This window comes from Acetobacter aceti (genome assembly GCF_002005445.1).
GTDB classification, from domain to species: Bacteria; Pseudomonadota; Alphaproteobacteria; order Acetobacterales; family Acetobacteraceae; genus Acetobacter; species Acetobacter aceti_B.
On sequence record NZ_CP014692.1, the window covers coordinates 390,087 to 415,182 of the forward strand.

The window sequence follows — 25,096 nt, forward strand, 5'->3', positions numbered from 1 at the left end:
GGGAAATCGCCACTTCTGAGATGAGAATCAGCTTCTGTTGGAGAGAACGGCTGACCTTACGGCGTCTTCAACGGTTCCGAGCGCGTTGTCCACGACGCGGAAACGCTCCTCACGGTCGAACAGGTCGGCGAGCGACGGAGGCAGCGCCGGGGTGATGCCCGTGGCAGCGCGCATCGCGTCCGGGAATTTTGCCGGATGCGCGGTCGCCATGGCGACCATTGGCACACCGGGTTCACGGAACTTCCGTCCGGCTGTGATGCCGATGACGGTGTGAGGGTCGGCAAGATACTGGCTGTTCTGATGCACTGAACGGATCTGGGCTTCCGTCTCTTCATCATCAAGGGCGAGACCCGAGAAAAGCGTGTGAATCGACTCCCACACTTTCGCTGGCACGTCCATCTTTCCGGTCGAGCGGAAGCCGGTCATCAGGGCAGCGCAGGCTTCGGCGTCACGACCAAGGAACTCGAACAGCAGCCGCTCGAAGTTCGACGACACCTGAATGTCCATCGACGGCGACAGGCTGGGTACGACCTGACGGGCTGACATGTCGTTGCTGTCAAGGAAGCGCGTCAGAATATCGTTGCGGTTCGACCCGACGCAGAGGTGCCTGATCGGCAGTCCCATCTGCTTCGCGACCCAAGCCGCCAGCACATTGCCGAAATTGCCGGTGGGAACGGCGAACGAGACCTCCCGGTCCGGCGCGCCAAGCGCCAGCGCGGAATAGACATAATAGGGAATCTGCGCGGCGATACGCGCCCAGTTGATCGAGTTGACCGCAGACAGCCTCATGTCCTGACGGAACGGCGCATCGGCGAACATCGCCTTCACCATGTCCTGACAGTCATCGAACGTGCCCTTGAGGGCGAGGTTGGTGATGTTGCTGTCCAGCACCGTCGTCATCTGGCGACGCTGCACGTCGGAGGTGCGGCCTTCCGGATGCAGGATCACAACCGTCAGACGGTCACGGCCACGGCAGGCTTCGATTGCGGCGGAACCGGTGTCGCCGGAGGTTGCGCCGACGATGGTGACGCGCTGGTCGCGCTCGGTCAGGACGTGGTCGAACAGACGTCCCAGAAGCTGAAGCGCCATGTCCTTGAAGGCCAGCGTCGGACCATGGAACAGTTCCTGCACATACAGCCCGTCCTCGATCTGGGTCAGCGGCACGATGGCGGCGTGATCGAACTGCGAATAGGCGTCCCGGCAGAAACCGAGCAGCGTGTCGTGGTCGATCGATCCGGCGGTGAAGGGCGCAATGATTTTCGCGGCCAGTTCCGGATAGGGGAGCGCCCGCATGGCGCGCCATTCATCGGCGGAAAACCGGGGCCATGATTCCGGCATGTAAAGCCCGCCATCCTCGGCGAGCCCGGCCAGCAGGATATCGGAGAAGGAATGGACCGGGGCCTTGCCACGGGTGGAGACGTATTTCATGCGCTTTCTATAACCGGTCTGGAGCGAAGCGGGGAGGGGACTATTTGCGAAGAACGTCAGAAGTCGCGTCTTCGGGGACATGGAAGCTGTAAACGGTCACAGGCCACTGCACCGTCGCCTGCCCGTTCTGGAAGCGTGCGGCCTGATCAAGTTGCGCGGCCGGCACGAAAAGCGTGCTGCCGGACGGGGCCGTGGACAGGGAGAGACCACCCGGCCACTTCAGGCGGGGATCGGTGATCAGATGATGCGGAATCCGTCCCGGCGTGTAGCTGTTGATGCTGCCGGTGGTGACGTCAGACCAGTACAGCGTGCCATCCGGTCCGACCGTAAGTCCGCCGAGCGCGTGGGTTTTGTACCAGAGCGTGGCGCTTTCCTGTAACGCCGTGTTCGTCGAATCCGGATCGTCGAACAGACGCGTCGCTATACGATAGAGCGGTCCGCAGTAGGATTGCACATACAGCCACTGACCGTCCGGACTGATGGCGATCAGGGTGGCGTCGATGGCCAGAGGTCGTCCATCCCGCGCTTTCACCGTGCCGTTCGGCGTTTCGATCGGTCGCTTGGCTGTCAGCCCTTCGACGTGATCGAGAAAACGTCGTGCGACACCGCTCTCAAGATCGATGACCAGAATCCCCGGCACGCCCGAATCCGCGACATAGGCTGTCTGCCCATGCACGGCGATGCCTGCCAGAATACTGCCGTCCCGCAGCGCATCCGCTGAAACGGGAAAAGAGCGTTTCACCAGACCTGTGGAGGGATCAATCTGGATCAGTTTCGCAGGTGCTTCCGGTTTGGCCTCACGGTCGGGGACGCCGCTATCGACAAGCCAGAGCGTGCCGTCAGCAGCCCGCGTCATACTGGTCAGGGCGACAAAGCGTCTGGCCGGGTCACCTTCCGCCGCATTCCAGCCTGCATCGGGGTAGGGGACAGGTGCGCCACCGGCTGTCGCGATGCTGAGTTGCGGACCCGGATTGCCGAGCCAGCGCGGGGCTTCCAGCACCAGCCTGCCATCGGGCAGGGCGATCACGGACTCCCATATCTGGGAGGGCGACGTCACGACAGGTGTCAGATCAGCAGCCGTCGCCTCGGGCTTTTCCGGCATGGGGACCGCCAGAGCCGAGGTGGAGAATGTCGCCAGAGCAGGGGACAGTGACAGACAGGTGACGAGAAGCAGCCGTTTCATGGCAGAGAGTTTCACCCTGTTCATGTCCTCTGACAACACCTCTCGATTGCGGTCCTGACGCGCAGGGAATTTCTATCAGGCAGTCAGTGCCGTCGGATTGGCCAGCGCCAGCCCTTCCGCCACGGAGACGAACTCACCACCGAGTTCGACCTTGTCCGCGCCGAACCGCTGGATGAACAGTTCCCGCACAGCAGGCACGAACGAGGTGCCACCGGTAAGAAACACGCGGTCGATCTGGTCCGGCGTCAGGTTCGAACGCTCAATGGCAAGATCAATGGCATCTCCGAACTGCGCCAGATCGGGGGCGATCCAGCGTTCGAAATCGGTACGCTGGATCGTCTCCTCGATCCTGAGTCCTTTCTGCGAGAAGCGAAGTACGGCGCTGTCTTCGGAAGACAGGGTGCGCTTGGCGGCTGACACGGCGTTGTAAAGCAGCTGCCCGTTCTGTTCTCGGATCAGTTCGACCAGATTCATCAGCCGTTCAGGCTGGGAGGCCGTGCGGGCCACCTCGGCAATCTCGTTCAGAATGCGCGGGGTCCGCATCAGGGACAGACGATGCCAGCGGGCAAGAGACGTGTACCATTCGATCGGCACCGGCAGCGGTTCGCCACCCATGATGCGGAAGGTGCAGTCGCGGCCCAGAAACGGCGCAACCACATGATCGATGATCCGCGTGTCGAACTGGTCCCCGGCCAGCCCCACGCCCGCGTAACCCAGAGCCTGCGTGTGCTGCGCTGATCCGGGTTCGAAACGCAGAACCGAGAAATCGCTCGTGCCGCCGCCAAAATCCCCGACCAGCACCGTTGCCGGATGATTGAGGCGATGCGCGAACTTCCACCCTGCGGCTTCCGGCTCAAGCATGATGGAGATTTCAGGAAACCCGGCTTCGGAGAGACTGACTCTCAGTCGTGCTTCTCCAAGGTCATCATCCGCAGTGTCGCCGACAAAACGCACGGGACGTCCGACCGTCACCGCACAGTCCTGCGGCGCAAGGTCCGCCAGTTTCATCAGTTCCTGAAGGAAAGAGGCGATCAGTGTTTCCAGAGGAACCCGCTGCCCGAAAAGCTGGGTTTCCCGGAAGCTGGCCTGCGCCAGATAGGACTTCATCGACATGATCAGCCGGGTTTCCGTCGGGTCGTCGAGATAGGCTTCGACGGCGGCTTCCCCAACGGCGCGTTCGGTCTGGCGACGTCCTCCCGTCAGATCCTGCCACAGCGCCAGCAGGGTGCGGCAGGTGTCTGCGGTGTCTCCTCCGGGCGTCGGAAAACGCACGGTCCGCGTATCGCCGTTCCCGTTCCGCAGAACGATGACGCTGTTCGTTGTGCCGAAATCGATGCCCAGTCTGACGGGAGGGGAGGAAGAGCCGTTTTTCATGAGCGGGGACTTAAAAGCTGGCACTCCTCCTGTCCACGCCTGATGATCATGATGCGCGTTTTCTTTTCCGTGCGACCGATCGGTCCGTCTTCTGGTCTTTCAGGAAATCGATCGGGGACTGAGGTTTCCCAAGCATGTTTCCACGGCCTTCCTGACATTGGATGGTCTGTAGAAAATGAAGGATTTCAGCTGTGTCCACACCTTCCGCCCGCGTATTCAGCCCGAAATCGATTCCCAACTGCACAACGGCCCGGGCGATGCTCTGGCCTGCCTGAAGATGAGTGGGATCGTCGTGACAGAAAAGGTGTCGGTCCAGCTTCACGTCTGTCAGCAGGCCGGAAAGGGTTCTGTCCCGAAGAAGGGAAAGACTTGTAAGGCCTGTCCCGAAGCCGGAGAGTACAAGTCCGACGCCCGCGTCCCGCAGGGCGGCGAGAGAGTAAATCAGGACATCACTGTCGACGGCCAGACTGGCTTCCGTGAATTCGAGATCCAGTTTCGATGCTGGCAACTGCTGGTCGGACAGGGCGGTGACGAGGTGATCCAGCAGGTCCACCGGGAATGCCTCCGGGGTTTCGACCGGCAGGGCCAGACGGCAGTGAGGCGGGAATTCTGCCGCCATTCTGCATCCTTCCAGCAGAAGCGGCAGCCAGAAAGGTTCCTTCTGGCGCCGCCGCAGAGTCATGCGCCCGGATGTCAGGGATGGTGGAGAGCAGAGGTCGCCACCCACCACAGTCAATGTCGAAAGCGAAAAGCGCGGTACAATACTGAAACTAATCTCAGTTCTCTGTCGTGTATGCGTTCCTGCCGTATGCGACGCAAGACGGTGAGTGGTCTCCGGGCGACCAGAAGCAGGTGTAACAGGCAAAAAGGCTCTCCCGGTAAAGCAGATCGCCTGAGACGTTAGACGCAGCAGGTAACTTTCTGGTAAATTATGAGAATTCTGATAAAAATAACCATGACGAAATTGATGTTACCTGAATGTGAAAGCTGAGTGGTCTGCGGCAGAAATTCATATTTGCGGGATTTGACCCGGAAGCAGGAGGCTGTTTGCAGGCATCATAGCGTGTGCCGCCTGCGCCACATACGGAGAGAAGGCAGCCGCTCTTGCTCGCTATAAGCAAAATCCGGGGTCGCTCTCCGCCGCAGGGCGAGCATTGAGACTCAGACCTCATTTGGGGAGATGGAAGAGAAGCGGATCGTGATCGGGGTGAGCTTGGGCATAGTGGTCGTATCGCATTGGCTGATATCGTCACTCTATCCAGTCTTACGAAGGGACTCTCGATCAGACGGTTTTGTTTTCCGGATTTCCCCAACGGAATGCTGGCGATGATAGTCCGGTCCGGGAACGGTGATCTGATCAGGCTCTACGGGCGGTTTCTTTCTTGGGTCACCGATGGTCTCTTCTGTCTGGCCGTGAGAATCTGGAAGGGACACATCTGACTGTTTCGGATCACCGCTCTGTGCCTGATGCCATGTCCGGTTTCGGGTTCAGTCCGCTTTGTGTGTCCGATATGCCGGAGAGTAGCTCGCTTTTGAGCAGAAGGCTGCTGCCCGGTGTACCTCGGGCGCGCCACGTCCGTCCTCAGGCGCTTCCAGTAGCCGTCTGTTCTGTCAATGCCGTAAAAACCATGTCCTGCGCTTCGATTCCCCTTCCGTCCTCCGATTCAGGGCGGGATCAGGCCCTGACTTCGGATCTGTTCCCCTGCTTCAGCGCATCCTACGTCTTAAAACAGTAACGAAATCATAACCCAAATAAAGATTAATATTAAGTAAACGCTCTGCAAGCTAAAGACACACCAGAGCAAAGAATCATAATGTCTGATACAAACCGCAGAAACTTTATGAAGCTGATGGCGGGAGGCGGGACCATTGGAACCCTTCCTCTCAGCATAAAAAAGGCGCTGGCAACACCGGCCAACAACACGACCCGCTCCATCGAGGATGTCGAGTACGTCATTTTCCTCATGCAGGAAAACAGGTCGTTTGATCACTATTATGGTATGTTGCAGGGGGTTCGCGGCTTCAATGATCCGCGCGTCGCGTCGCGAAATGCGACACAGAGCGTGTGGGAGCAGCCGCAGGGTTCATCCGTGGTGATGCCGTTCCATCCCACGGCGCCAGACCTTGGGCTGGCTTTCGTGGCGGACCTTGCCCATGACTGGGAAAGCACGCATGCGGCCTGGAATGGTGGTTCATGGGATGGCTGGATTGCAGCCAAGACCACGACGTGCATGGCGCATATGGAACGCTCTGATATTCCATTTCATTATGCTCTGGCCGATGCTTTTACAATCTGTGATGCCTATCACTGCTCGCTTATGGGCTCCACTGATCCCAACCGCTATTACATGTGGACCGGCTGGGTCGGCAACGATGGCAAAGGTGGCGGTCCTGTCGTTGACAACGCTGAGGCGGGCTATTCCTGGACCACCTACCCCGAGCGTCTGCAGGCCGCCGGCGTTACCTGGAAAGTCTATCAGGATATCGGTACCGGGCTGACCGCAGCAGGAAGCTGGGGCTGGACCAGCAACGCCTATATCGGGACATACGGGGACAGCTCACTGCTGTATTTCAATCAGTACCGCAACGCGGATGATTCCTCGCCGCTCGCCCAGTATGGACGGACCGGCACCAATATCGCTCAGTCCGGCACTCTTTTTGATATTCTGAAAAGTGATGTCGAATCCGGAAATCTGTCACAGGTGTCATGGATTGTCGCGCCTGAAGCCTATTCAGAGCACCCGAACTGGCCGCCGAATTACGGCGCATGGTATGTCTCTCAGGTTCTGGACATCCTCACGGCAAACCCTGACGTCTGGAGCAAAACCGTTGTTTTTCTCACATTTGACGAGAATGACGGCTTCTTCGACCACGTTATTCCTCCCGCGCCTCCACCGGCCGCAGGGCGTGGCAAATCGACCGTTTCCATAGAAAACGAGATATTTCCGGGAACATCGTCAAAAAGTTCCGGACCTTACGGTTTTGGGCCGCGCGTGCCGATGACAGTCATTTCTCCATGGACGCGGGGTGGCTGGGTCAACTCACAGGTGTTCGACCATACCTCGATGATCCGGTTTCTGGAGAAGCGTTTCGGTTCACTGTCACCCAATCTGACGGAACCCAATATCACGCCCTGGCGTCGTGTCGTTTCAGGCGACCTGACCTCGATCTTTAACTTCCAGACGCCCAATGAAGATCTCGCTTCACTCCCTTCTACAACTGGCTATGTCCCGCCGGATCAGAACCGTCATTCCAGCTACGTACCAAGCGTGCCCACCACGCAGACTGTTCCGCAGCAGGAAAGCGGCGTCAGACCGGCGCGTGCTCTGCCTTATGATCTGCACACGCAATTCACGCCGTCATCCTCTACCGGAATGGCGACACTGAAATTCGTGAACAGTGGTGAGGCTGGCGTGGTCTTTCATGTTCGTGATCTCAACGGCGCTTTCCTGCCCCGCTATTTTACGGTTGAAGCCGCCAAATCCCTCTCCGACACATGGATCGTGAACAGCGGCAGCAGCTACAATCTGGAAACACACGGCCCGAACGGATTCTTCCGCGCCTATCGCGGCACACTCGGCGGTGCGGCGCATTCTTCTGCGCTGGCGATCTCCACGCAGTCCAACCGCACTGCCAGGATGCTGATCATCGAACTGATCAATGAAGGCGCCTCAGCGCTCACGCTGACCTTCAGGGATGCCTATGCCTCGACGCAGATGAAGCCGGTGGTTCTCGCCGCTCATGGCTCTCATCCGCTGGTCGTCTCGGCCCGGAGCACAAGCGGCTGGTATGATGTCACGATAACGGCTGCTGAAGACAGCACTTTTCGGGCCCAGATCGCTGGGCATCTCGAAAACGGTCAGCCCAGCATCACCGATCCACTGATGGGCGGCGTCACAGTCTGACGCGGCTTGGGCGTTCACGTCGTCTGCCGGTCGCGTGAACGCCATTCTTTCCCCTGCCTTCCGATACTCACGATCTGGAAACGATAAGCCCCATGACGACCATTTCCTCCGGCTCCTCCGTCGATGTGACATCCGGCACAACCAGCTCCGACATGATCATTCTCAGTGGTGGCACCGGCATCATTGACAATGGCGCAACGGGCAGCGGCACCCGAATCCAGGCAGGAGGCCGGGAAGTCGTCATGTCCGGCGGCGTGGAAAATGGCGCGCTGATCAGCGGAGGCATACTGGCCGTTGTCAGCGGGGGAACCCTTTCGGGAGGCACCGCCACGGATGGAGGCTCCGTTGCCGTCGCGGAGGGGGGGACGGAAAATGGCCTTGCTCTGGCGAGCGGCATCGAAATGGTGATTGGCGGCTCTTCGCTGCTGGCGAATGTTGGCGCTGACTCGATTCAGGTGTTGCAGTCCGGCGGCACGGCAAAGGGTGCGGATGTTTCCGGTCAGCAACTGATTGGCTCAGGAGGCGTGTCGCAGAACGCGGTCATCGAGAGCGGCGGTGTCGACGTCGTGCAGGCTGACGGCATGACCGTCGGGACCACCATCATGGGCTATGGTGGTGAAATCGTTAGCTCCGGTGGCGTTTCAGAAAATGCGATGCTGGTGGATGACGGCGCGATGGAGACGGTCAGCGCTGGCGGCGCCCTGATCTCCGCTTCACTTTATGCCGGAACAACCGTTGTGGCGGATGGCGGCGTTGAGAGCGCTTCCCTGCTACAGGGAGGCACGGAAACGGTTCAGTCCGGTGGTTCATCCCTGAATACCACAATTGCCTGGGGCGGCGCTGAAACTGTGGAAGACGGTGGAGCCGTTCTCTCCGCTGTCGTGCAGGAAGGAGGCAAGCTCCAGCTTGATCAGGGAGCGGTGGCCATCGATACGGACATCCAGTCCGGTGGTGAGCAGACACTGGCGTCCGGTGCTGTAACCTCCAATGTCACGGTCGAGAATCAGGGACTTCTGATCGTTGATGACGTGTCGGCTGTTCGGGACGCAACGCTACAGGGCGGTGCCCGGATCGATATCGCTGATATTGCGTGGAATGCTTCCGAGACCGTTACGATCACGACGGATAAAGGACTCGTGATCACTGACGGGTCTTCCTCATGGACAATCGATCTCGCCAATATGAGTGGCGGCATGCAGGCTTCCCTGTCCGCTGCGGATGACGGCAGCGTTCTCGTCACCACTGCTGCGAGTCAGGTGACGTCCGGGGGCGTGATCGGCAACGGGAGTATCGGCGTCGTCTCCTCCGGCATGACCGCGTCGAGCATGGAGATCGCAAGCGGCGGTACGGAAATCGTGCAGGCTGGCGGCACGGCGGTTGGGACAGTCATCGACGGCGGTGGCGCGGAATACGTCCTGTCGAACGGCATGCTTATCAACGCGACTCTTGCCGCAGGTGCGCAGGAAATTCTGGTTTCAGGCGCACAGGTCAGCGCGACCGTCATCCAGAGTGGCGCGGCTGAAATCATCGTCTCCGGCGCGACGGCCACTGGCGCGGACGTACAGGCGGGAGGCGCTCAGGTTGTCTCTTCAGGCGGCACGACCATCAATCTCACCATCGAGAGCGGTGGCAGCGCGACCATTGCTGCGGAAGGCGCGACCAATCGCGGCGGCACCGCCATCAATACGACCGTGAAAAGCGGTGGTACTATCGCCTTCGGGCATAACGGGGTCGAAATCGTCTCGGGTGGCACGGACTCCGGCGTGACGATCAATGACGGATGGGAACAGATCCAGACAGGCGGCACAGCGTTCAATGACATTCTGATCGGTGGCACTTATGCGGGTGTCGTCGGCGGAACCGATGTTGGACTGATCATGTCCGGTGGCGGCAATCGGGAATATGTGGGGTCTGACCCGCTGACAGGGGCGATCGGCGCGGGTCTCTCCGAACAGACGGCGGTGGGCAGCGGCTCAACCCAGTATGTCTATGCTCAGGGCGCCTCCGTCGATGCACAGATTGCGGGTATCCAGACCGTCTCTTCCGGCGGAGAGGTGATCGGCGCCACGATTCTGGCTGGAGGTTCCGCCTCTGTCGCGGGCACATCCTTCAACATGACGGTTGCAACCGGCGGGAACGCCACCATCCTATCCGGCGCAATCGAAATCGTGTCGTCCGGCACGGATTCCGGTGTGACGCTGTCGGGCGGCGTTCTCGAAGTGATGACGGGCGGCGTCGCCACTGGTGACATGCTGATCGCGGGTGCGCAGGCTGGTGTCGCTGGCGGCACGGCCATCGGTCTCTCACTCTCCGACGGGGCTACGGAAACGGTCGGTTTCGACACGCACACCAGCGCTGTCGCGGCCGGTGTTTCTTCCGACACAAAGATCGGTGCATCCGCCATTCAGACTGTCGGTTCGGGCGGCACAGCCATCGGCGCTGATATCGTCTCCGGTGGCGCGGAAATCGTCCTGTCGGGCGGTCTCAGTTCCGCGGTGGACATTGAAACCGGTGGTGTGCTCATTGCCGACGACGCCTCGGAAATTGTTTCGGCTGCTCTTGGTTCAGGAGGCAGCATCAATATCCGCGATCAGGCATGGACCAGCGGTGCGACCGGCTCCATCGACAGCGACGGCACGCTGACCGTTACGGAAGGCGGCAGGAACTGGACCCTGAACCTTTCCCCGCGCGAAGCGGGCGCGACGGTCGAACTGTCCGCTGCGTCGGACGGCAGCACGCTGATCAGCGTCTCGGATCTTCCTCCCGGCTTTTTTGCCGACACGCTGGTTTCCTCCGGCGCCATCCTTGACGTGAAGTCGGGACAGACAGTGTCCAGCATCGCCGTTCTCAGTGGTGGCACTGAAATCGTTGAAAGCGGGGGCCATGCCTCCGCCACTACGGTCATGGGCAACGCTGTCGTCTCGCAGGGTGGCGTCGATGTGGGAATGATCATCAGCAGCGGTGGCAGCGCCAGCATCGCCGCAGGCGGTACGACGGTCAATATGACCGTTCTCAGCGGAGGATCGGCGACATACGGGCACAACGGGATTGAAATCGTCTCGGGCGGCACGGACGCCAATGTCTCTCTCTCCAACGCTTACGTGGATGTGGAAACGGGCGGCACGTCCTTCGGGGACATGCTGCTCGACAACACATGGGGCGGGGTTGTCGGCGGCACGGACATCAACACGACGATCAGGGGCGCGGGCAGCCGGGAGACGGTCGGGTATGACCTGCGCACGAAAGCCAGCGGCAAAGGGGCGTCGATCAGCACGCAGATCGGCAGCGGCGCGACCCAGACCGTTTATAGCGGCAGCACCGCCACCAGCGCGGTGGTGTCCGCGGGCGGCACGGAAATCATCATGTCCGGCGGCACGGCGGTTTCCACCGTCGTGCTCAGCGGTGGTATGGAGATCGTCTCCAGTGGCTCGAATGGCGGGACGTCGATCAACACGACGGTGGAAACCGGCGGCACGATCATCATGTATCATGACGCCGTTGAAATCGTATCCGGCGGCACGGATCTCAACGTCACGCTTGATGATGGCTGGGTCGATATCCAGTCCGGCGGCACCTCGTTCAATGACAGGCTGACCGACGGAACGTGGGAGGGCGTCGTCGGCGGCACCAACATCGACATGACGATGGTTGATGACGGCAACATCGAATATGTCGGATATGACCGTCTGACCGGAGCGACCGGTTCCGGTCTTTCCATTCACACCACCATCGGCAGTGGCTCGACACAGGTTGTCGAGGCTCAGGGCACGGCGACAGGCGCTGTCGTCCAGAGTGGCGGCACGCAGATCGTGCAGTCCGGCGGTATTGCGACCGACACACTCATCCAGTCTGGCGGCACGGCTTTTGTCTCGGCGGGCGCTGAGGTCAGTGGATTGCACCTTGATAGCGGGGCGGTCCTGTCCACCGCCGATGCGCAGACGCTTTCCGGCCTGTCCGTTGATAACGGCGCGACAGTGGTGCTGGAGGATGTCGCCTGGGACAGCGCCGTGGCGGCCAGCATAAACAGCGCCGGTGATCTGGTGGTTGAAAGCGGCGGCAGTTCATGGACTGTCGATCTTGGCGAGGGAACATTCGGCGGAACCGTCGAACTGTCTTCCGGGGCCAATGGCGGTCTTGATGTCGAATTGACCTGCTTTCTCGCAGGCGCGCTGATCCAGATGGCCGATGGCACGGAGAAACTGGTCGAGACCATCAAACAGACTGATCAGGTCGTGGCTTTTACGCAGAATGGTGAAGAGAGCCGTTCCGTCATCTGGGCCGGTCGCATGCGGCATACCGTAAAAACCGATCTGCCTGACGACAGCGCAGGCTGGCCTGTCCGGATTGCGGCCGGCGCTCTCGGCGAAAGCGTGCCACACTCGGATCTTCTGGTTACACCGGAACATTGCCTGCTGATTGAGGATCGTTTCGTGCCGGTCCGTATGCTCGTGAACGGACGCACCATACGTTACGATCGTACTCTTCCTGTCTATGACTACTATCATATCGAGACAGACAGCCATTCCGTGATCCGGGCCAGTGGCGTGCTGACGGAAAGCTTCCTCGATACCGGCCACAGGCGCACTTTCACACAGGATGGCAGGCTCGCCACGATCGGCAGTCGGATTCTGGACTGGCAGACAGATGCTGCGGCGCCCCTGAATACGGATCGTGGTTTTGTGGAGCCACATTATCGGGCTATCGAAAGCCGGGCTATCCAGTCGGGTGTGTCGGTTGAAGAAAAGACCGTAAGGATCACGCACGAGCCGGATCTGAAAATTGTGCTGCCGTCCGGCGAAGAGATCAGATCCCGGAGCGGCCTGGACACTGATACCGTGTTCTTCGCGTTGCCTGCCGGAGCGCATGATGTCAGGATCGTCTCACGGGCTGCGCGCCCTGCGGATATGATCGGCCCGTTCCTTGATGATCGACGTCAGCTTGGCGTCTGTGTCGGTCAAATCACCCTTTATCAGGCTGGCATCGCGCATTCAGTGACGTCACATCTCGAACAGTCTGCATTGCCGGGATGGCATGCGCCTGAAGGCGACAGATGCTGGACCGACGGAGCGGCGGCTCTGTCGCTCGGCGACGCCGAGATCGACAGGGGCGGTCTTCTCGCGCTTCAGATCGTTGCTGGTGGGCCATGGCCTGTTTCTGAAGAAGTGGAACAGGATAAGGATCACCGGGCGGCGTGAGCAACGAGACTGACGTTAAAAACCATCTGACGGAAAAACCGGATGTCGCACACACTGTGGCATCCGTTCTCAGTCAGGCAGGTCCGGACGGCATCCGCTACGATTTTCAGGATGGATGCCGTGTATTCTGTCCTCCCGGTCATGACTGGCGCGTGGTCATGCATGACCGGGAAACACGGAATGTCCTGTTCAATCACACCTGTCAGGGTGGTTATCTCCGTTCATCGAGACGCTCTTTCGTCTCATTTGGACTGGAGGTTTTTAAAAATGGCAGTCTTGTTTTTGCTCACGACTATAACGCGGCGAGCAGAGACGTTCTGATCGATATGTCTCTGGGCGCGCTGGGAGACCATCTGGCGTGGATGGGGCAGGTTGAGCGTTTTCGGAAAAAACATGGATGCCGACTGACCTGTATCATGCGCGGTCCTCTCATTGATCTTCTTGCGCCCGCACATCCGGAAATCCGTATGGTTCCGAAAGAGCAATGCGAAAAGGCCGGATTTTATGCCGCCTACAAGGTGGCTGTGTTCTACAATGATGACGCAGGGGATTTTCAGCCCTGTGATTATCGGCAGGTCGGGTTGTGCGCGACGGCGGCATGGATACTCGGCCTTCCTCCACAGGAAATCCGCCCGGTTATTCCGCCCGTGAGTGACGTCAGACCGATTGAAAAGCCCTATGTGTGCATCGCGGTGCAGGCGTCGGGGCAGGCAAAATACTGGAACAATCCGCGCGGCTGGCGGGAAGTCGTGACATTCCTGAAACAGGCGGGATACGAGGTTATTTGTATCGATAGATTACCTGAAAATGGCTCGGGTCTGACATGGACAGCCATGCCGAACGGTGTTCAGGATGAAACGGGTGACCGTCCGCTGGCCGAGCGGGCCTGGTGGCTCCATCACGCGGACTTTTTCATCGGTCTTTCCAGTGGACTGGCGTGGCTGGCCTGGACGGTGAGGTGCCGGGTGGTCATGATTTCGGGATTCACTGAAATATTCAATGAATTTCAGACACCATGGCGGGTCATCAACAAGAACGTCTGCAATGGGTGCGCCAACGATGTACGCCTGAAATTCGACTCTTCGGATTTTTTCTGGTGCCCACGACACAAGGGCACAACGCGGCAGTTTGAATGTACGCGCATGATTACAGCCCATCAGGTGATCGGTCATATTGATACAATAAGAGACAATATAAACGTCTGAACACAGATCGGGTTCAGGTATTGCTCTACCGTCCTTTCAGGAGATCCTGCCTGTAAAGGCTCGTTCCCCTGCCAGAAGGGCCATACGATGATCTTTCGCCGGAGTGTCGCGGTTCTGAGCCCTGTCATTCGACGCCGACGGGAGACGGCGTAACCTGCACACCACTTCCTTCAAACTGAACCAGGCCCGTCAGCGGCCCGGCGCGCTTTCGAAAAAAACGGGAACTCCCCCGTTTTGATCGTGATCAGCTGTTTTATCTGAGGAATGCTCCCTTATGACCGACAGCTGCAAGATCCTGATGATCTTTCCGCTTTTCAACTCAGGTTCGTTCTGGAACTACAGGGAAGCCTGTGAACTGACCGGTGCGCGCTATCCGGCGGCCCCTCTCGGTCTGATCACGGTGGCTGCCCTGCTTCCGGAGAACTGGAACGTCAGGCTGATCAATCGCAACACGGAACTTCTGACGGAAGAGGATTTCGCCTGGGCGGATATGGTGATGACCGGGGGAATGCTGCCGCAGAGAAACGATGCCCTGCATATCATCGAGACATGCCGGGCCAAGGGTAAGCCTGTGGTGGTCGGAGGCCCTGACGTCACATCCAGCCCGGACATCTATAAGGCCGCAAATTTTCAGGTTCTCGGTGAGGCCGAGGAGATCATGGTCAATTTCATCTCCGCGTGGCGCAGTGGTGATACGGAGGGTGTTTTTGAAGCGCCCATGGGGAAGACGGATGTCACGAAAAGCCCCCTGCCGCGCTTTGATCTTCTGAAGCTGGATCAGTATCTGCATGTCGGGATTCAGTTCTCGCGCGGATGTCCGTTCAGCTGTGAATTCTGCGACATCATTGAGCTGTATGGGCGTGTGCCGCGCACCAAGACGACCGGACAGGTCATGGCGGAACTGGAAGCGCTCCATGCCCTCGGTTATCGCGGGCATGTCGATTTTGTGGATGACAACCTGATCGGCAACAAAAAGGCGCTCAGGAAATTTCTGCCTGACCTGAAGCGCTGGCAGAACGAAAAGCGCTTTCCGTTCGAGTTTTCGACTGAAGCGTCCATCAACCTTGCCGATGATGCCGAACTGCTGAAGGATCTTGCCGACAGCAATTTCTTCGCCGTGTTCGTGGGCATCGAAAGCCCGGACACCGACACGCTGGTCATGACGCAGAAAAAGCAGAACACCCGCCGGAGTCTGCAGCAGAGTATCGAGACCATCCACGGCGCCGGAATTTTCGTGAACGCCGGTTTCATTGTGGGCTTCGACAGCGAAAAAGGCAGCGTCGCTTCCGGCATGATCGAGTGTATCGAAGATACGTCGATCCCTGTCTGCATGGTCGGTCTGCTTTACGCCCTGCCGACCACGCAGTTGACACGTCGACTGCTGGCGGAGGAGCGTCTCTTTGTGGATGACGGCCAGACGCAGTCGGGCGACCAGTGCACGGCCGGTCTGAACTTTGAGACCAGCCGCTCACGCCGGGATGTGCTGGACGATTACCGGACGGTGCTCAGAACAATCTATGAGCCGACCGCCTATTTCGGTCGTGTGCGGAGACTGGGCCGGATGCTCAGACGCTCCCGCGTGCATCGGATGATCAAGGGAGATCTCCGCAGCTTCTTCAGGCTGCTCTTCCGCATTCACCGTGCTGGTCCGGGCTCAGCGGGACAATTCTGGCGGATGCTGGCCGATTGTGCCGTGCATAACCCGAAAGCGTTGCCCTATGTGGTCATGACAAGCGCGCTGTATCTGCACCTTGGTCCGTTTGCGCGTCAGGTCATTCAAGAGATTGATCAGGAGATTCTCAATATCGAGCAGGGTCGCTGGCAGGCTCCCCCTCTGCGGAAGAAGGCCCTTGAGGAAGAACTCCAGCCTGCATGACCCTGTTGATGGGATCATCTATGTGAGGGGTTTCGCTGCGGGATGCCCTCACGCCATTCGTAGCGCACGCGACCCGATGCTGATGGTGTCAGATACCTTGAACGGGAAGAAACAGAGAGGTTCGGCTCATGCGCTCGGCAAGGGAGGAGAACGTGGAAAAGGTTCTGATGTATCGCGGTAAGGATTTCTACGAGAAAGGCATCGCGCCGACTGGCGAATGGAGCTGTCTCGCGGTCCCGGATCTTTCCGGTCTGGAACTCGCTCCCGATATGCCGTTCCCTGTGGGGCGCCCGCCGGAGAAACAGAGGTCTGGAATTCGCGAAGTCGATAGAGAATTTGGCTGAGTATCCAGCCGGACGCTCAGCGTCGATCGGAGAAGGTCTCCGCCATGAGGCGGGGACCTTGTATATTTCAGACAGCAATCTTGGGGAACCAGGGCTCGTCCTGCTTCCGTTTGTCTTCGAACGTCTCGATGGCGTTTTCGCGCTTCAGCGTCTGACCAATATCATCCAGTCCTTCAAGCAGCAGATGCTTGCGCAGTGGATCAATCTCGAAGCTGATTTCCTGTCCGTCCGGGCGGATGACTACCTGACGGGCCAGATCGACCGTGATCCGGCTGTTTGAACCCTGCGAGGCGTCGCCCATCAGCATATCGCAGACTTCGCGCGGCAGGCGGATCGGCAGGATGCCGTTCTTGAAGCTGTTATTGAAGAAGATGTCGGCAAAGGACGGTGCGATCACGCAGCGGATGCCGAAATCGAGCAGCGCCCAGGGCGCATGTTCACGAGAGGAACCGCAGCCGAAATTCTCGTGCGTCACAAGAATCTCCGCCTTGCGGTAAGGCTCCCTGTTCAGCACGAAATCAGGGTTTTCCGAGCCGTCCGGGTGATAGCGCATACTGTCGAACGCATGCACGCCAAGACCGGTGCGCTTCGTCGTCTTGAGGAAGCGGGCCGGAATGATCTTGTCCGTGTCGATATTGGCTTCGGGCAGAGGCGCCGCGATAGCCGTCAGAGTGGTGAATTTCTCCATCGGTTTCGTCCTTCTCTGCCGAAATCAGTTCGTAAGTTCGCGGGCGTCGGTCAGCACGCCGGTCACCGCCGCCGCCGCCGCCATCGCGGGTGACAGCAGATGCGTACGGCCACCCGGCCCCTGACGCCCCTCGAAGTTACGGTTCGAGGTCGAGGCGCAACGCTGGCCCGGCGTCAGCTTGTCCGGGTTCATGCCGAGGCACATGGAGCAGCCTGCCTCACGCCATTCGAAACCGGCGTCGAGGAACACGCGGTCCAGACCCTCTTCCTCGGCCTGCGCCTTCACCAGACCGGAGCCCGGCACGATCATCGCCCGCACGCCATCAGCGACCTTGCGACCGGCGGCGATGGACGCCGCCGCCCGCAGATCCTCAATACGGCTGTTGGTGCAGGAGCCGATGAACACCACATCGACCGGCGTGCCGGCGATCTTCTGTCCGGCTTTCAGGTCCATGTAATCCAGCATGCGTACAAGCTGCGCGCGCTTGGCCTCATCAGGCTCATTCGCCGGATCAGGTACTGTGCCATTGATCGGCAGCACCGTTTCCGGGCTGGTGCCCCATGTCAGACAAGGCTCGATCTCTTCGGCGCGCAGGCTAATGACGGTGTCGTAGACAGCGCCTTCGTCGGTGGCGAGCGTCTTCCAGTAAGCGACCGCCTGATCGTAGCCTTCACCCTTGGGCGCGAAGCGACGGCCTTTCACATAGTCGAACGTCGTTTCATCGGGAGCGATCAGACCGCCGCGGGCGCCAGCTTCGATCGCCATGTTGCAGACCGTCATGCGGCCCGCCATGTCCAGCCCGCGAATGGCGGAGCCGCAGAATTCGATGACATGACCCGTGCCGCCAGCCGTACCGATTTTGCCGATGATTGCCAGCACGACGTCCTTCGCCGTCACGCCGGGAGCGAGAGCGCCTTCGACGGCGATTTTCATGTTTTTGGCGGGCTTCTGAAGGATGGTCTGCGTCGCCATCACATGCTCGACTTCGGACGTGCCGATGCCGAACGCCAGCGCACCCATCGCGCCGTGCGTGGACGTATGGGAGTCGCCGCAGACGATGGTCATGCCCGGCAGCGAGATACCCTGCTCGGGACCGACCACATGCACGATGCCCTGATTGGCCGACAGCAGCGGGAAATACGGAACGCCGAATTCGCGGACGTTGCGCTCCAGCGTCTCGATCTGGTTGCGGCTTTCCGGCTCCTCGATTGGCTGCGTCCGGTCGGATGTCGGGACGTTGTGATCCACCACGGCGATCGTGTTCTCGGGATGACGCAGCTTGCGTCCAGCCAGACGCAGCCCCTCGAACGCCTGCGGACTGGTCACCTCATGCACAAGGTGACGGTCGATATACAGGATGGCGGTCCCGTCCTCGAGAGTATCGACAACGTGGTTGTCCCAGATTTTGTCGAACAGAGTACGCGGTGACATGGCCAATCCTGATTATCCCGAAATGAAGCAGACCTTTGCTCCCCGGCCATGCGGACCGTCAAGTTCGGTCTTGCGCACCGATGATGCGCGCAGGGCAGCGGAAGCTTATCCTTATATAGCATACTATTCGGCAGTTTCGACATGCCGATGCCCGACAGGAGCGTCGAGCCATCAGCAGGCCGAAAGACCGGCTCCATCCGCCGGGGATTGCTGACCGGGTATATCCGGTCGGATCATGGCTGTTGAAAGCGGAGTGATCGTCCCTGCTTCCTGTTCTGTCGTGCGGACGTCTCGTGCCACAGCAGAGGTATGACCCTCAGAACACCAAGGGTAGCAGCTTCCACCTGACCCCTTTCGCCCACTCGGTCCACTCCCTGTTGGTCAGCAGCATCTTTTCCTCTGCCCTGATCCTCATGATCTGCATCCACCAGGTGAAGAAGAGGGCCGCCGTATTACGAGCCGTGGGATATTGCAGGAGAAAAGCCATCTGCATCAGCAGGTAACCGGCATACATCGGGTGCCGGACCAGTTTGTAGGGGCCGCCTGTTTTCAGTTGTCGAGAGGCGGCGATGATTCCGAAGCTTTCACGCAACGACAGCTTTGCCGAGAGGCTGAGCAGGATACCTGTCAGGGCCAGACCGCCACAAACCACGGTGGGGAGGAGGGATGTCGCGTGCGGTGTCGCGACAACCAGCAGGCTGGCATAGGTTCCCATGACAGCCACCAGCCAGTCCCGCCAGTCGCGGCTGACAGGCCCCGGTCGCCGCATGGCTGTAAAGGCCATGTCGAGCAGGGCTTCCGCCATGTAGAGGCTCGCCACGAAGGTATGGGTTACAAAGACTGGCGTGAAATTCGCATAGACGAAGTAACAGCCGGTGCCGAGAAGCAGGGTTTTTTCACCCAGTTCGATCAGGGAGGCGCAAGGTTTGGAAAGAGGCATGTTTCATCGCTGACATAGTCTCCCTATATTATGAAACATCCCGGTAAATTTTTGATTGCCTGAAATAATAAAAAGGTGAGGCGCTTCTCCCGTCGAGAAAACGCCTCACCTTCATTACAAGACCCGCCCTGCGGGAGTGTCATGGAAGAGCAGGCTATTTGTGTGTAGGAGGGGCGACGACGTCCTGGACCGGAAATTTGGTTCCGGTGTCAGCCGTTCTGGAAAAATCCAGAGCGGACTGGATGCGTTGCAGATCATCCGCCTCGGGCTTCAGGCCGAGGGCGACATTCCACTGATCAACGGCTTCTGTTTTCCGTCCGAGATCCCAGTAAGCCACGCCCAGATGATAATTCACTTCCGGGTCGAGCGGCGTCTGTTCGGCGGCCCGTTCGATCAGTTCCGCCCCTTGAGGCAGATTGCCGGAACGCAGCAGAACCCAGCCAAGACTGTCGCGGATGGCGGCGTCATCGGGGTCCAGAGCGAGAGCCCGTCTCAGGAGTTCGGTCGCTTCAGTCAGATGAAGGCCTCGCTGCGCCCAGCCATATCCGAGAAAGTTCAGCAGCATCGGCTCGTCAGGCACCATTTTGCGGGCTTCCTGAAGATCCGCTTCGGCTTTCGGCCAGTTGTTGGTGCGTTCATAGGCTGCGGCCCGCTCGAACAGCAGGGTCCAGTCGAGAGTCTGACTGGCGCGGGCGTTGGTGATCGCCTTGCTGAACGCGTCAATCGCCGCTGGCCAGTCCTTGCTCTCGGCAAGTATTGTGCCGAGCGAGCGGATCGGCAGCACGAGGTTCGGCGCATCGTGGGCCAGATGCTCCAGCTTCATGCGGGCATCTGCGTGATTGCCGAGCTGATCCTCCAGCATCGCCACGCGATATTGTGCGACACGTGTCAGAGGGTTGGTGTCGGGCAGGTCCTTCAGAACCGCGATGGCGATATCCTTGTGTCCCAGACTTTCTTCAATCTCCGAGAGCATCAGGCGGGCAATGGCCAGCGTCGGGTCAAGGGTCAGCGCCATGCGCAGCATCATCGCCGAGGCGATGTTGATCTGCTGCATGCTGTCTACTTCCGGCGCGTGGAGAGCCTGCTGGCGGAGAATGAAGGCGACCAGCACATAAGCATGCGCCACGCCGTCACGTGCGGTCGGCACGGGAGGAGTGTCGATCGAAGCCTGCAACTCGGGCTCGGCGAGGGACAGGACGGTGTCGCTGCCTGTCGCGGCACGAAGGAGCGTGCGGGCCTCGCTCTGGTGTCCTGTCTGCCACAGAAGGTTGGCGCGCGCCCGGTTGATCAGCAGATCGCTCGCAGGGAAAAGCTGGTTGGCCCTGTCGAACAGCGTCCTGGCCTGGGCGGTGTCTCCGGCAAGAAGAGCGATCAGCGCGGCGTGACCGACATAAAAAGGCGCCGCGGGAGATGTGCTGTATTTTGCCGATGTGAGAAGCGCAATGGCGTCCGTGTATTTCTTCTCGCCAGCCAGACACCATGCCTGCAAAAGAGGGGACAGGATGTTGGTCAGGGCGTCGGAAGGCATGCTGCGATAAGCCGCAGACGCTTCTGCCCAGCGGTCATGCAGCACGGCGTCATTGCCGAGGACAAAAGCGGTCAGAATGCTGCGGCCGCCTGTTTTGGCCAGTGTCTGGTGCGCCAGATCCACGGCGTTGGGCGCACCGGCGAGCGCCGCTTCCGAGAAAGCCTGCCTGAGCAGTTCCGCATTGTCCGGATCTTTCGCCAGAGCCGCGCTGTAGGCCTGGGCTGCTGTCGCGTAGTCGTTGGCGCGTGCGGCGATGAGCCCCACCATGAAGTCCGGAGCGTCGATAGGCACGAATGGGGTCGCGTCAGTCTTTTGTGGGGCTGTCGGAGTCTTCTGTCCCGCGGCTATCGCGCTGCTGGACAGAAAAGAGGCCAGCAGCAGGGCGGACAGGACAGGACGAATTGGCATGATGGTGAGGTGCCTCCGACGATGTGTGAACGGGATGGTGGCATCCCGTGGCAGTAACGGCCATGAGAAAGATTTAACCCGGCAAGAGCGATAGGCCAACCACGAGCCTGTATGGCTGATGAAGTTTGAAAAAAGATGGAAGGTAAGAAAGGGGGCGGGTTCGTCACGACCCGGTGATCGACAGAATGGAGCACGGCATCCTGCTGCGCGTTGGCCTGATTGCCGGGTGCGGGTCAATGCCTTGCGTGCGGGATTGTCCTGTAGCCTTGGTGGCGCTCGCTTATGATTGGGCTGTGGCGATCTTTTCCGGGCAGGGGGACGCGTAGCCACTCTTTCTCTATAGTGACCGTGCGGAGAAGGTGGAGAATCTGGTGACCATGGACGCTGGTGCGGTTGCGGCGCTGCTGGAGTTGCAGATTGAGTGGGGAGTCGATGTCCTGCTGGATGAGGAGCCGCACGACCGTTTTGCCGAGTGGAAGACCGAACAGGCGTCACGAACGGTTCATCAGGCCGCCCCGCTTCCTGAGCTCTCCGGGGGGATTGCTGACAGGCGAGCCCCTGAAAAGAGCGCTGAACCACAACAGCCGTCCGGGCTATTGTATGGTCATGATGCCGCCTTGCTGGCGCTGAACGGGATTGCGACCATTGAGGCGTTGGAAAAAGCCATTGACGGTTTCGCGGCCTGCACTCTGAGGGACACGGCGACTCACACCGTTCTGGCGCGTGGACCGGCTGGGGCGCGCGTCATGGTGATCGGGGACGCACCGGATGCCGATGAGGACAGGAGTGGCGTTGTTTTTTCGGGAGAATCCGGGGCGCTCCTGACCCGTATGCTCGCCTCGATCGGACGGACCCGTGAGGAGATGATTCTGGCTCCTGCGATTCCCTGGCGTCCACCGGGCGGGCGTCCCCCGTCTCCCGCCGAGGTTGCGCAGTGTCTGCCGATACTTCTCAGGAGTATAGCACTCTACCAGCCTGAAAGACTGCTTCTGTGCGGCGGTCTGGCGACCCGGATGATTCTTGGTCCTGACGTGAATCCTGCCCGCGCCCGGGGGCGTTGGCGTACGACGTCATGGGGTTCGGAAGGCGGCCCGCAAAGGCCGGTCATGGCGATGAGACACCCCTCACAGTTGCGGGCGGGTGCGAGCGCTCGCCGCCAGATATGGGATGATATGTTGTTACTTGCGGTAACACTTGATGATGTTGTGAATTAAGTGGCGTAATAGTGGAATAATGAAGGCTGACGGACAGGAATAGACTCAGGTAGAAGCATCTCTCTACCATGTGTGATAATCATGGGAATTCAGGCGTTTGCAAGCGGTATTCCTGAGTGAAGCTTGTCTGTTGTCGCGCGATGATTGTCAGCAAGCTTGCATTTTCCTGTGGGAACTTATAGACCCCCGCCACCATGCGAGCCATAGGCCATATTTCTCACTCGATCGCCGCCAGGTTTCTGCTTGCCGGCGCTGCCCTGCTGACGGGAGCATCCTTCGCTAGTGCGCGGCCGCTGCCGGTTCCCCCAGACGGAGGGGGATCCCGGTCAGCGCACGACGGCCATGGAAGCGATGAAGTCGCCATGGCCGTATCGCGTCTGCCCTATGGCGGCCCCGATGATGAGGCTGTTGCGCTGCCGCGTCCGCTCTCTTCTGACATGGCGACTCTCGTGCGGGCTATTTTCCGGCTTCAGCGGCAGAGCGCCTTCAGTGAAGCTCTGGCCAGCACGACCCGTCTGACCGACACCACCCTGCTCGCCGACATTCTGGCTGAAAGAATTCTCAGCCCATCCTATCATCCCACCCCGGCGGAAATGAGACGCTGGCTGCATGACCACGCTGACATGGCGGATGCACCGGCGGTCTATAACCGTCTGGCGTCGTTATCGGAGCGTGGAGTTCCCCTTCCTGCGGCGCCCTCGCTCGCCATGCTGGGTGGCGCACATGCAGGAAACGCCAACGGATCGATGGACCGGGCGTTTGTCCGGAATATCCTGCTGGACCGCACGGTCATGGAACGCGCCGCTCTCGGCGCAAAAGGTGCGGACAGCGCCCTGCATCTGATTGCGATCACGCCGGGAATGACGCCGCCCTACGCGGCCCAGCTGGGTGGTGAAGTGGCGCAGGCTCTTCTGAGTCAGGGCGCTTTTGCGGATGCGGAAAAGATCGGGCGCGAGGCTTTCCGTCGCGGCAACGGGAAAGTTGGCTTCCCTGCCTATATGGCCGGGCTGGCGACCTGGTCCCAGGGACGCAAGGCAGAAGCCGTTGTCCTGTTCGAGACAGCCTCCCGCGCGCCCCTCGTAACACCCGAACTGATTTCAGCGGCGGCTTTCTGGGCAGCTCGCGGTCATCAGGAACTCGGCGAGACGACCTCCTTCCGGCCCTGGCTACAGCGGGCTCAGGCCGCCCCGACCAGTTTTTACGGCTTGCTGGCGCGGCGCATGATGGAGCGCGTTCCGCATCATGTGATGCGTGACGGCGCTATGCAGAATGCGGCTCTTGAAGTGTCGGCGGATGCCGCGCCTTCCGAACCGCTCCTGACAGAAATCGATGTGGAAGCCGTGGGCGCTACCCTCGTGGGGCGTCGCGTGTTCGCCCTGATGCAGGTGGGCGAGCAGGAGCGGGCGGAGCAGGCGCTTCGTCGCTACTGGCCCCAGATTGTGCATGATACGGCGCTGGCGCAGTCTTTCCAGCTGGTGGCCGCTGCCGCCGGGCTGAATGATCTGGCGCTGGAAATGGCGGATTCCATCCAGTCCATGGAACAGTCTTCCGGCAAGCATGGCGAGCATCTGCCGCTGCCGGCCCTGCATCCACGCCACGGTTTCACCGTTGATCCGGCGCTGGTGTATGCGTTGACCCGTCTGGAATCCAATTTTGATCCGGGAGCCGTCTCCGGCGCCGGGGCGCACGGTCTGATGCAGATCCAGCCCGGAACGGCAGGGTTTGTCACCGGTCAGGCGGACCGGTTCGCGTCTTCACCGCAGGTGCTGCACGATCCGGGTCTTAATCTGGAAATCGGACAGCGTTATGTGAAGTATCTGGCCCATCTGAGCTGGGCGGGGCAGGCGGCGCCGGAAGGCGGCGACCTGATCCGTCTGCTGGCAAGCTACAACGCCGGACCGGGTGCGATTTCCCACTGGGAGACGAGCGCGGGCGTGTCTGAAGATCCGCTGCTCTATATGGAGCGCCTGCCGAACGCGCAGACGCGGGCCTATGTCACACAGGCGTTTTCCTATCTGTGGACCTATGCTGATCGGCTTGATCTGCCGACACCATCTCTGGAGGCTCTGGCGGATGGCGAATGGCCGGGCTTCGGACCGGAACTCCAGCTTGCGTCCCCGGCACGTTTACATGTGGCCTTTGCAAACATCTCTCCGACCATTCACTGATTTGTCTTCAATGTGTCCGGTCTGAAGGCGGGACTCCATCAGCGTGTTGAGCGCAGGAACTGGTGGGTGATCACCTGCTTTGGAAAGGTGACACTCAGGAAGCGCCTGAGAGGAACCTGTCAGTCAGCTTTTCAGAAAGTTTGACAAACAGGAAGATCAGGCAAGGGCTCTGACCTTTTATCCGGAAGGGGTCACAGACCCCTTCACCC

General features: G+C 59.9%; 15 protein-coding genes. 7 read left to right on the forward strand and 8 right to left on the reverse strand.

Annotated elements, in window-relative coordinates; genetic code table 11:
- Positions 1-27 precede the first annotated feature (27 nt).
- From thrC to A0U92_RS01810, 4 genes are all read right to left on the reverse strand, one after another.
- Positions 28-1,428 carry a threonine synthase gene (thrC, locus tag A0U92_RS01795; protein ID WP_077811744.1) on the reverse strand — a complete coding sequence of 467 codons (1,401 nt, stop codon included), beginning with the start codon at positions 1,426-1,428 and terminating at the stop codon, positions 28-30.
- Between the two features lie 40 nt (positions 1,429-1,468).
- Positions 1,469-2,611, reverse strand: a complete 1,143-nt coding sequence (locus A0U92_RS01800; RefSeq protein ID WP_236748222.1) for an SMP-30/gluconolactonase/LRE family protein — start codon at positions 2,609-2,611, stop codon at positions 1,469-1,471.
- A 75-nt stretch (positions 2,612-2,686) separates the two neighbouring features.
- Complete coding sequence (locus A0U92_RS01805) at positions 2,687-3,985, reverse strand: Hsp70 family protein (RefSeq protein ID WP_077811746.1); 1,299 nt, start codon at positions 3,983-3,985, stop codon at positions 2,687-2,689.
- 46 nt (positions 3,986-4,031) lie between these two features.
- Positions 4,032-4,604, reverse strand: a complete 573-nt coding sequence (locus A0U92_RS01810; protein ID WP_236748223.1) for an EAL domain-containing protein — start codon at positions 4,602-4,604, stop codon at positions 4,032-4,034.
- A gap of 1,195 nt (positions 4,605-5,799) precedes the next feature.
- Here A0U92_RS01810 and A0U92_RS01815 point away from each other — a divergent pair.
- The 5 genes from A0U92_RS01815 to A0U92_RS01835 all read left to right on the forward strand — a co-directional run bounded on the left by A0U92_RS01815 (position 5,800) and on the right by A0U92_RS01835 (position 16,510).
- Complete coding sequence (locus A0U92_RS01815; RefSeq protein WP_077811748.1) at positions 5,800-7,890, forward strand: phosphocholine-specific phospholipase C; 2,091 nt, start codon at positions 5,800-5,802, stop codon at positions 7,888-7,890.
- Between the two features lie 92 nt (positions 7,891-7,982).
- Complete coding sequence (locus A0U92_RS01820) at positions 7,983-13,085, forward strand: Hint domain-containing protein (RefSeq protein WP_077811749.1); 5,103 nt, start codon at positions 7,983-7,985, stop codon at positions 13,083-13,085.
- Positions 13,082-14,290, forward strand: a complete 1,209-nt coding sequence (locus A0U92_RS01825; protein ID WP_077811750.1) for an autotransporter strand-loop-strand O-heptosyltransferase — start codon at positions 13,082-13,084, stop codon at positions 14,288-14,290. The genes A0U92_RS01820 and A0U92_RS01825 overlap by 4 nt, the downstream gene beginning before the upstream one ends.
- Positions 14,291-14,564: 274 nt before the next feature.
- Positions 14,565-16,166 (forward strand): B12-binding domain-containing radical SAM protein, encoded by a 1,602-nt coding sequence (locus A0U92_RS01830; RefSeq protein ID WP_077811751.1) that lies wholly within the window; start codon positions 14,565-14,567, stop codon positions 16,164-16,166.
- A gap of 152 nt (positions 16,167-16,318) precedes the next feature.
- Positions 16,319-16,510 (forward strand): hypothetical protein, encoded by a 192-nt coding sequence (locus A0U92_RS01835; protein ID WP_236748224.1) that lies wholly within the window; start codon positions 16,319-16,321, stop codon positions 16,508-16,510.
- A 67-nt stretch (positions 16,511-16,577) separates the two neighbouring features.
- Here the strand turns inward: A0U92_RS01835 and leuD are convergent, their stop codons facing one another.
- The 4 genes from leuD to A0U92_RS01860 form a co-directional block, all read right to left on the reverse strand.
- The gene (gene leuD / locus A0U92_RS01840; RefSeq protein WP_077811752.1) at positions 16,578-17,198 is read right to left on the reverse strand and encodes a 3-isopropylmalate dehydratase small subunit; all 621 of its coding nucleotides are present in this window, start codon (positions 17,196-17,198) and stop codon (positions 16,578-16,580) included.
- A gap of 24 nt (positions 17,199-17,222) precedes the next feature.
- The gene (leuC, locus tag A0U92_RS01845) at positions 17,223-18,629 is read right to left on the reverse strand and encodes a 3-isopropylmalate dehydratase large subunit (protein WP_077811753.1); all 1,407 of its coding nucleotides are present in this window, start codon (positions 18,627-18,629) and stop codon (positions 17,223-17,225) included.
- A gap of 316 nt (positions 18,630-18,945) precedes the next feature.
- On the reverse strand, positions 18,946-19,569 hold the full coding sequence (locus tag A0U92_RS01855) for a methyltransferase family protein (protein WP_077811755.1): 624 nt from the start codon (positions 19,567-19,569) through the stop codon (positions 18,946-18,948).
- A gap of 154 nt (positions 19,570-19,723) precedes the next feature.
- Entirely contained in the window at positions 19,724-21,505 is a 1,782-nt protein-coding gene (locus A0U92_RS01860; RefSeq protein ID WP_236748225.1) for a tetratricopeptide repeat protein, read from the reverse strand.
- Positions 21,506-21,882: 377 nt separating this feature from the next.
- On the opposite strand from A0U92_RS01860, the gene A0U92_RS01865 reads away from it, so the two are divergent.
- Together A0U92_RS01865 and A0U92_RS01870 are read left to right on the forward strand one after the other, a co-directional pair.
- On the forward strand, positions 21,883-22,719 hold the full coding sequence (locus A0U92_RS01865; protein WP_236748331.1) for a uracil-DNA glycosylase: 837 nt from the start codon (positions 21,883-21,885) through the stop codon (positions 22,717-22,719).
- Positions 22,720-22,913: 194 nt separating this feature from the next.
- Entirely contained in the window at positions 22,914-24,887 is a 1,974-nt protein-coding gene (locus A0U92_RS01870; RefSeq protein ID WP_077811758.1) for a lytic transglycosylase domain-containing protein, read from the forward strand.
- Positions 24,888-25,096 lie beyond the last annotated feature (209 nt).

Coding starts and splice junctions, on each gene's coding strand:
- thrC (WP_077811744.1), bottom strand. CDS start 1,428: ATGAAATACGTCTCCACCCGTGGCAAGGCCCCGGTCCATTCCTTCTCC.
- A0U92_RS01800 (WP_236748222.1), bottom strand. CDS start 2,611: ATGAAACGGCTGCTTCTCGTCACCTGTCTGTCACTGTCCCCTGCTCTG.
- A0U92_RS01805 (WP_077811746.1), bottom strand. CDS start 3,985: ATGAAAAACGGCTCTTCCTCCCCTCCCGTCAGACTGGGCATCGATTTC.
- A0U92_RS01810 (WP_236748223.1), bottom strand. CDS start 4,604: ATGGCGGCAGAATTCCCGCCTCACTGCCGTCTGGCCCTGCCGGTCGAA.
- A0U92_RS01815 (WP_077811748.1), top strand. CDS start 5,800: ATGTCTGATACAAACCGCAGAAACTTTATGAAGCTGATGGCGGGAGGC.
- A0U92_RS01820 (WP_077811749.1), top strand. CDS start 7,983: ATGACGACCATTTCCTCCGGCTCCTCCGTCGATGTGACATCCGGCACA.
- A0U92_RS01830 (WP_077811751.1), top strand. CDS start 14,565: ATGACCGACAGCTGCAAGATCCTGATGATCTTTCCGCTTTTCAACTCA.
- leuD (WP_077811752.1), bottom strand. CDS start 17,198: ATGGAGAAATTCACCACTCTGACGGCTATCGCGGCGCCTCTGCCCGAA.
- leuC (WP_077811753.1), bottom strand. CDS start 18,629: ATGTCACCGCGTACTCTGTTCGACAAAATCTGGGACAACCACGTTGTC.
- A0U92_RS01855 (WP_077811755.1), bottom strand. CDS start 19,569: ATGCCTCTTTCCAAACCTTGCGCCTCCCTGATCGAACTGGGTGAAAAA.
- A0U92_RS01860 (WP_236748225.1), bottom strand. CDS start 21,505: ATGCCAATTCGTCCTGTCCTGTCCGCCCTGCTGCTGGCCTCTTTTCTG.
- A0U92_RS01865 (WP_236748331.1), top strand. CDS start 21,883: ATGGACGCTGGTGCGGTTGCGGCGCTGCTGGAGTTGCAGATTGAGTGG.
- A0U92_RS01870 (WP_077811758.1), top strand. CDS start 22,914: ATGCGAGCCATAGGCCATATTTCTCACTCGATCGCCGCCAGGTTTCTG.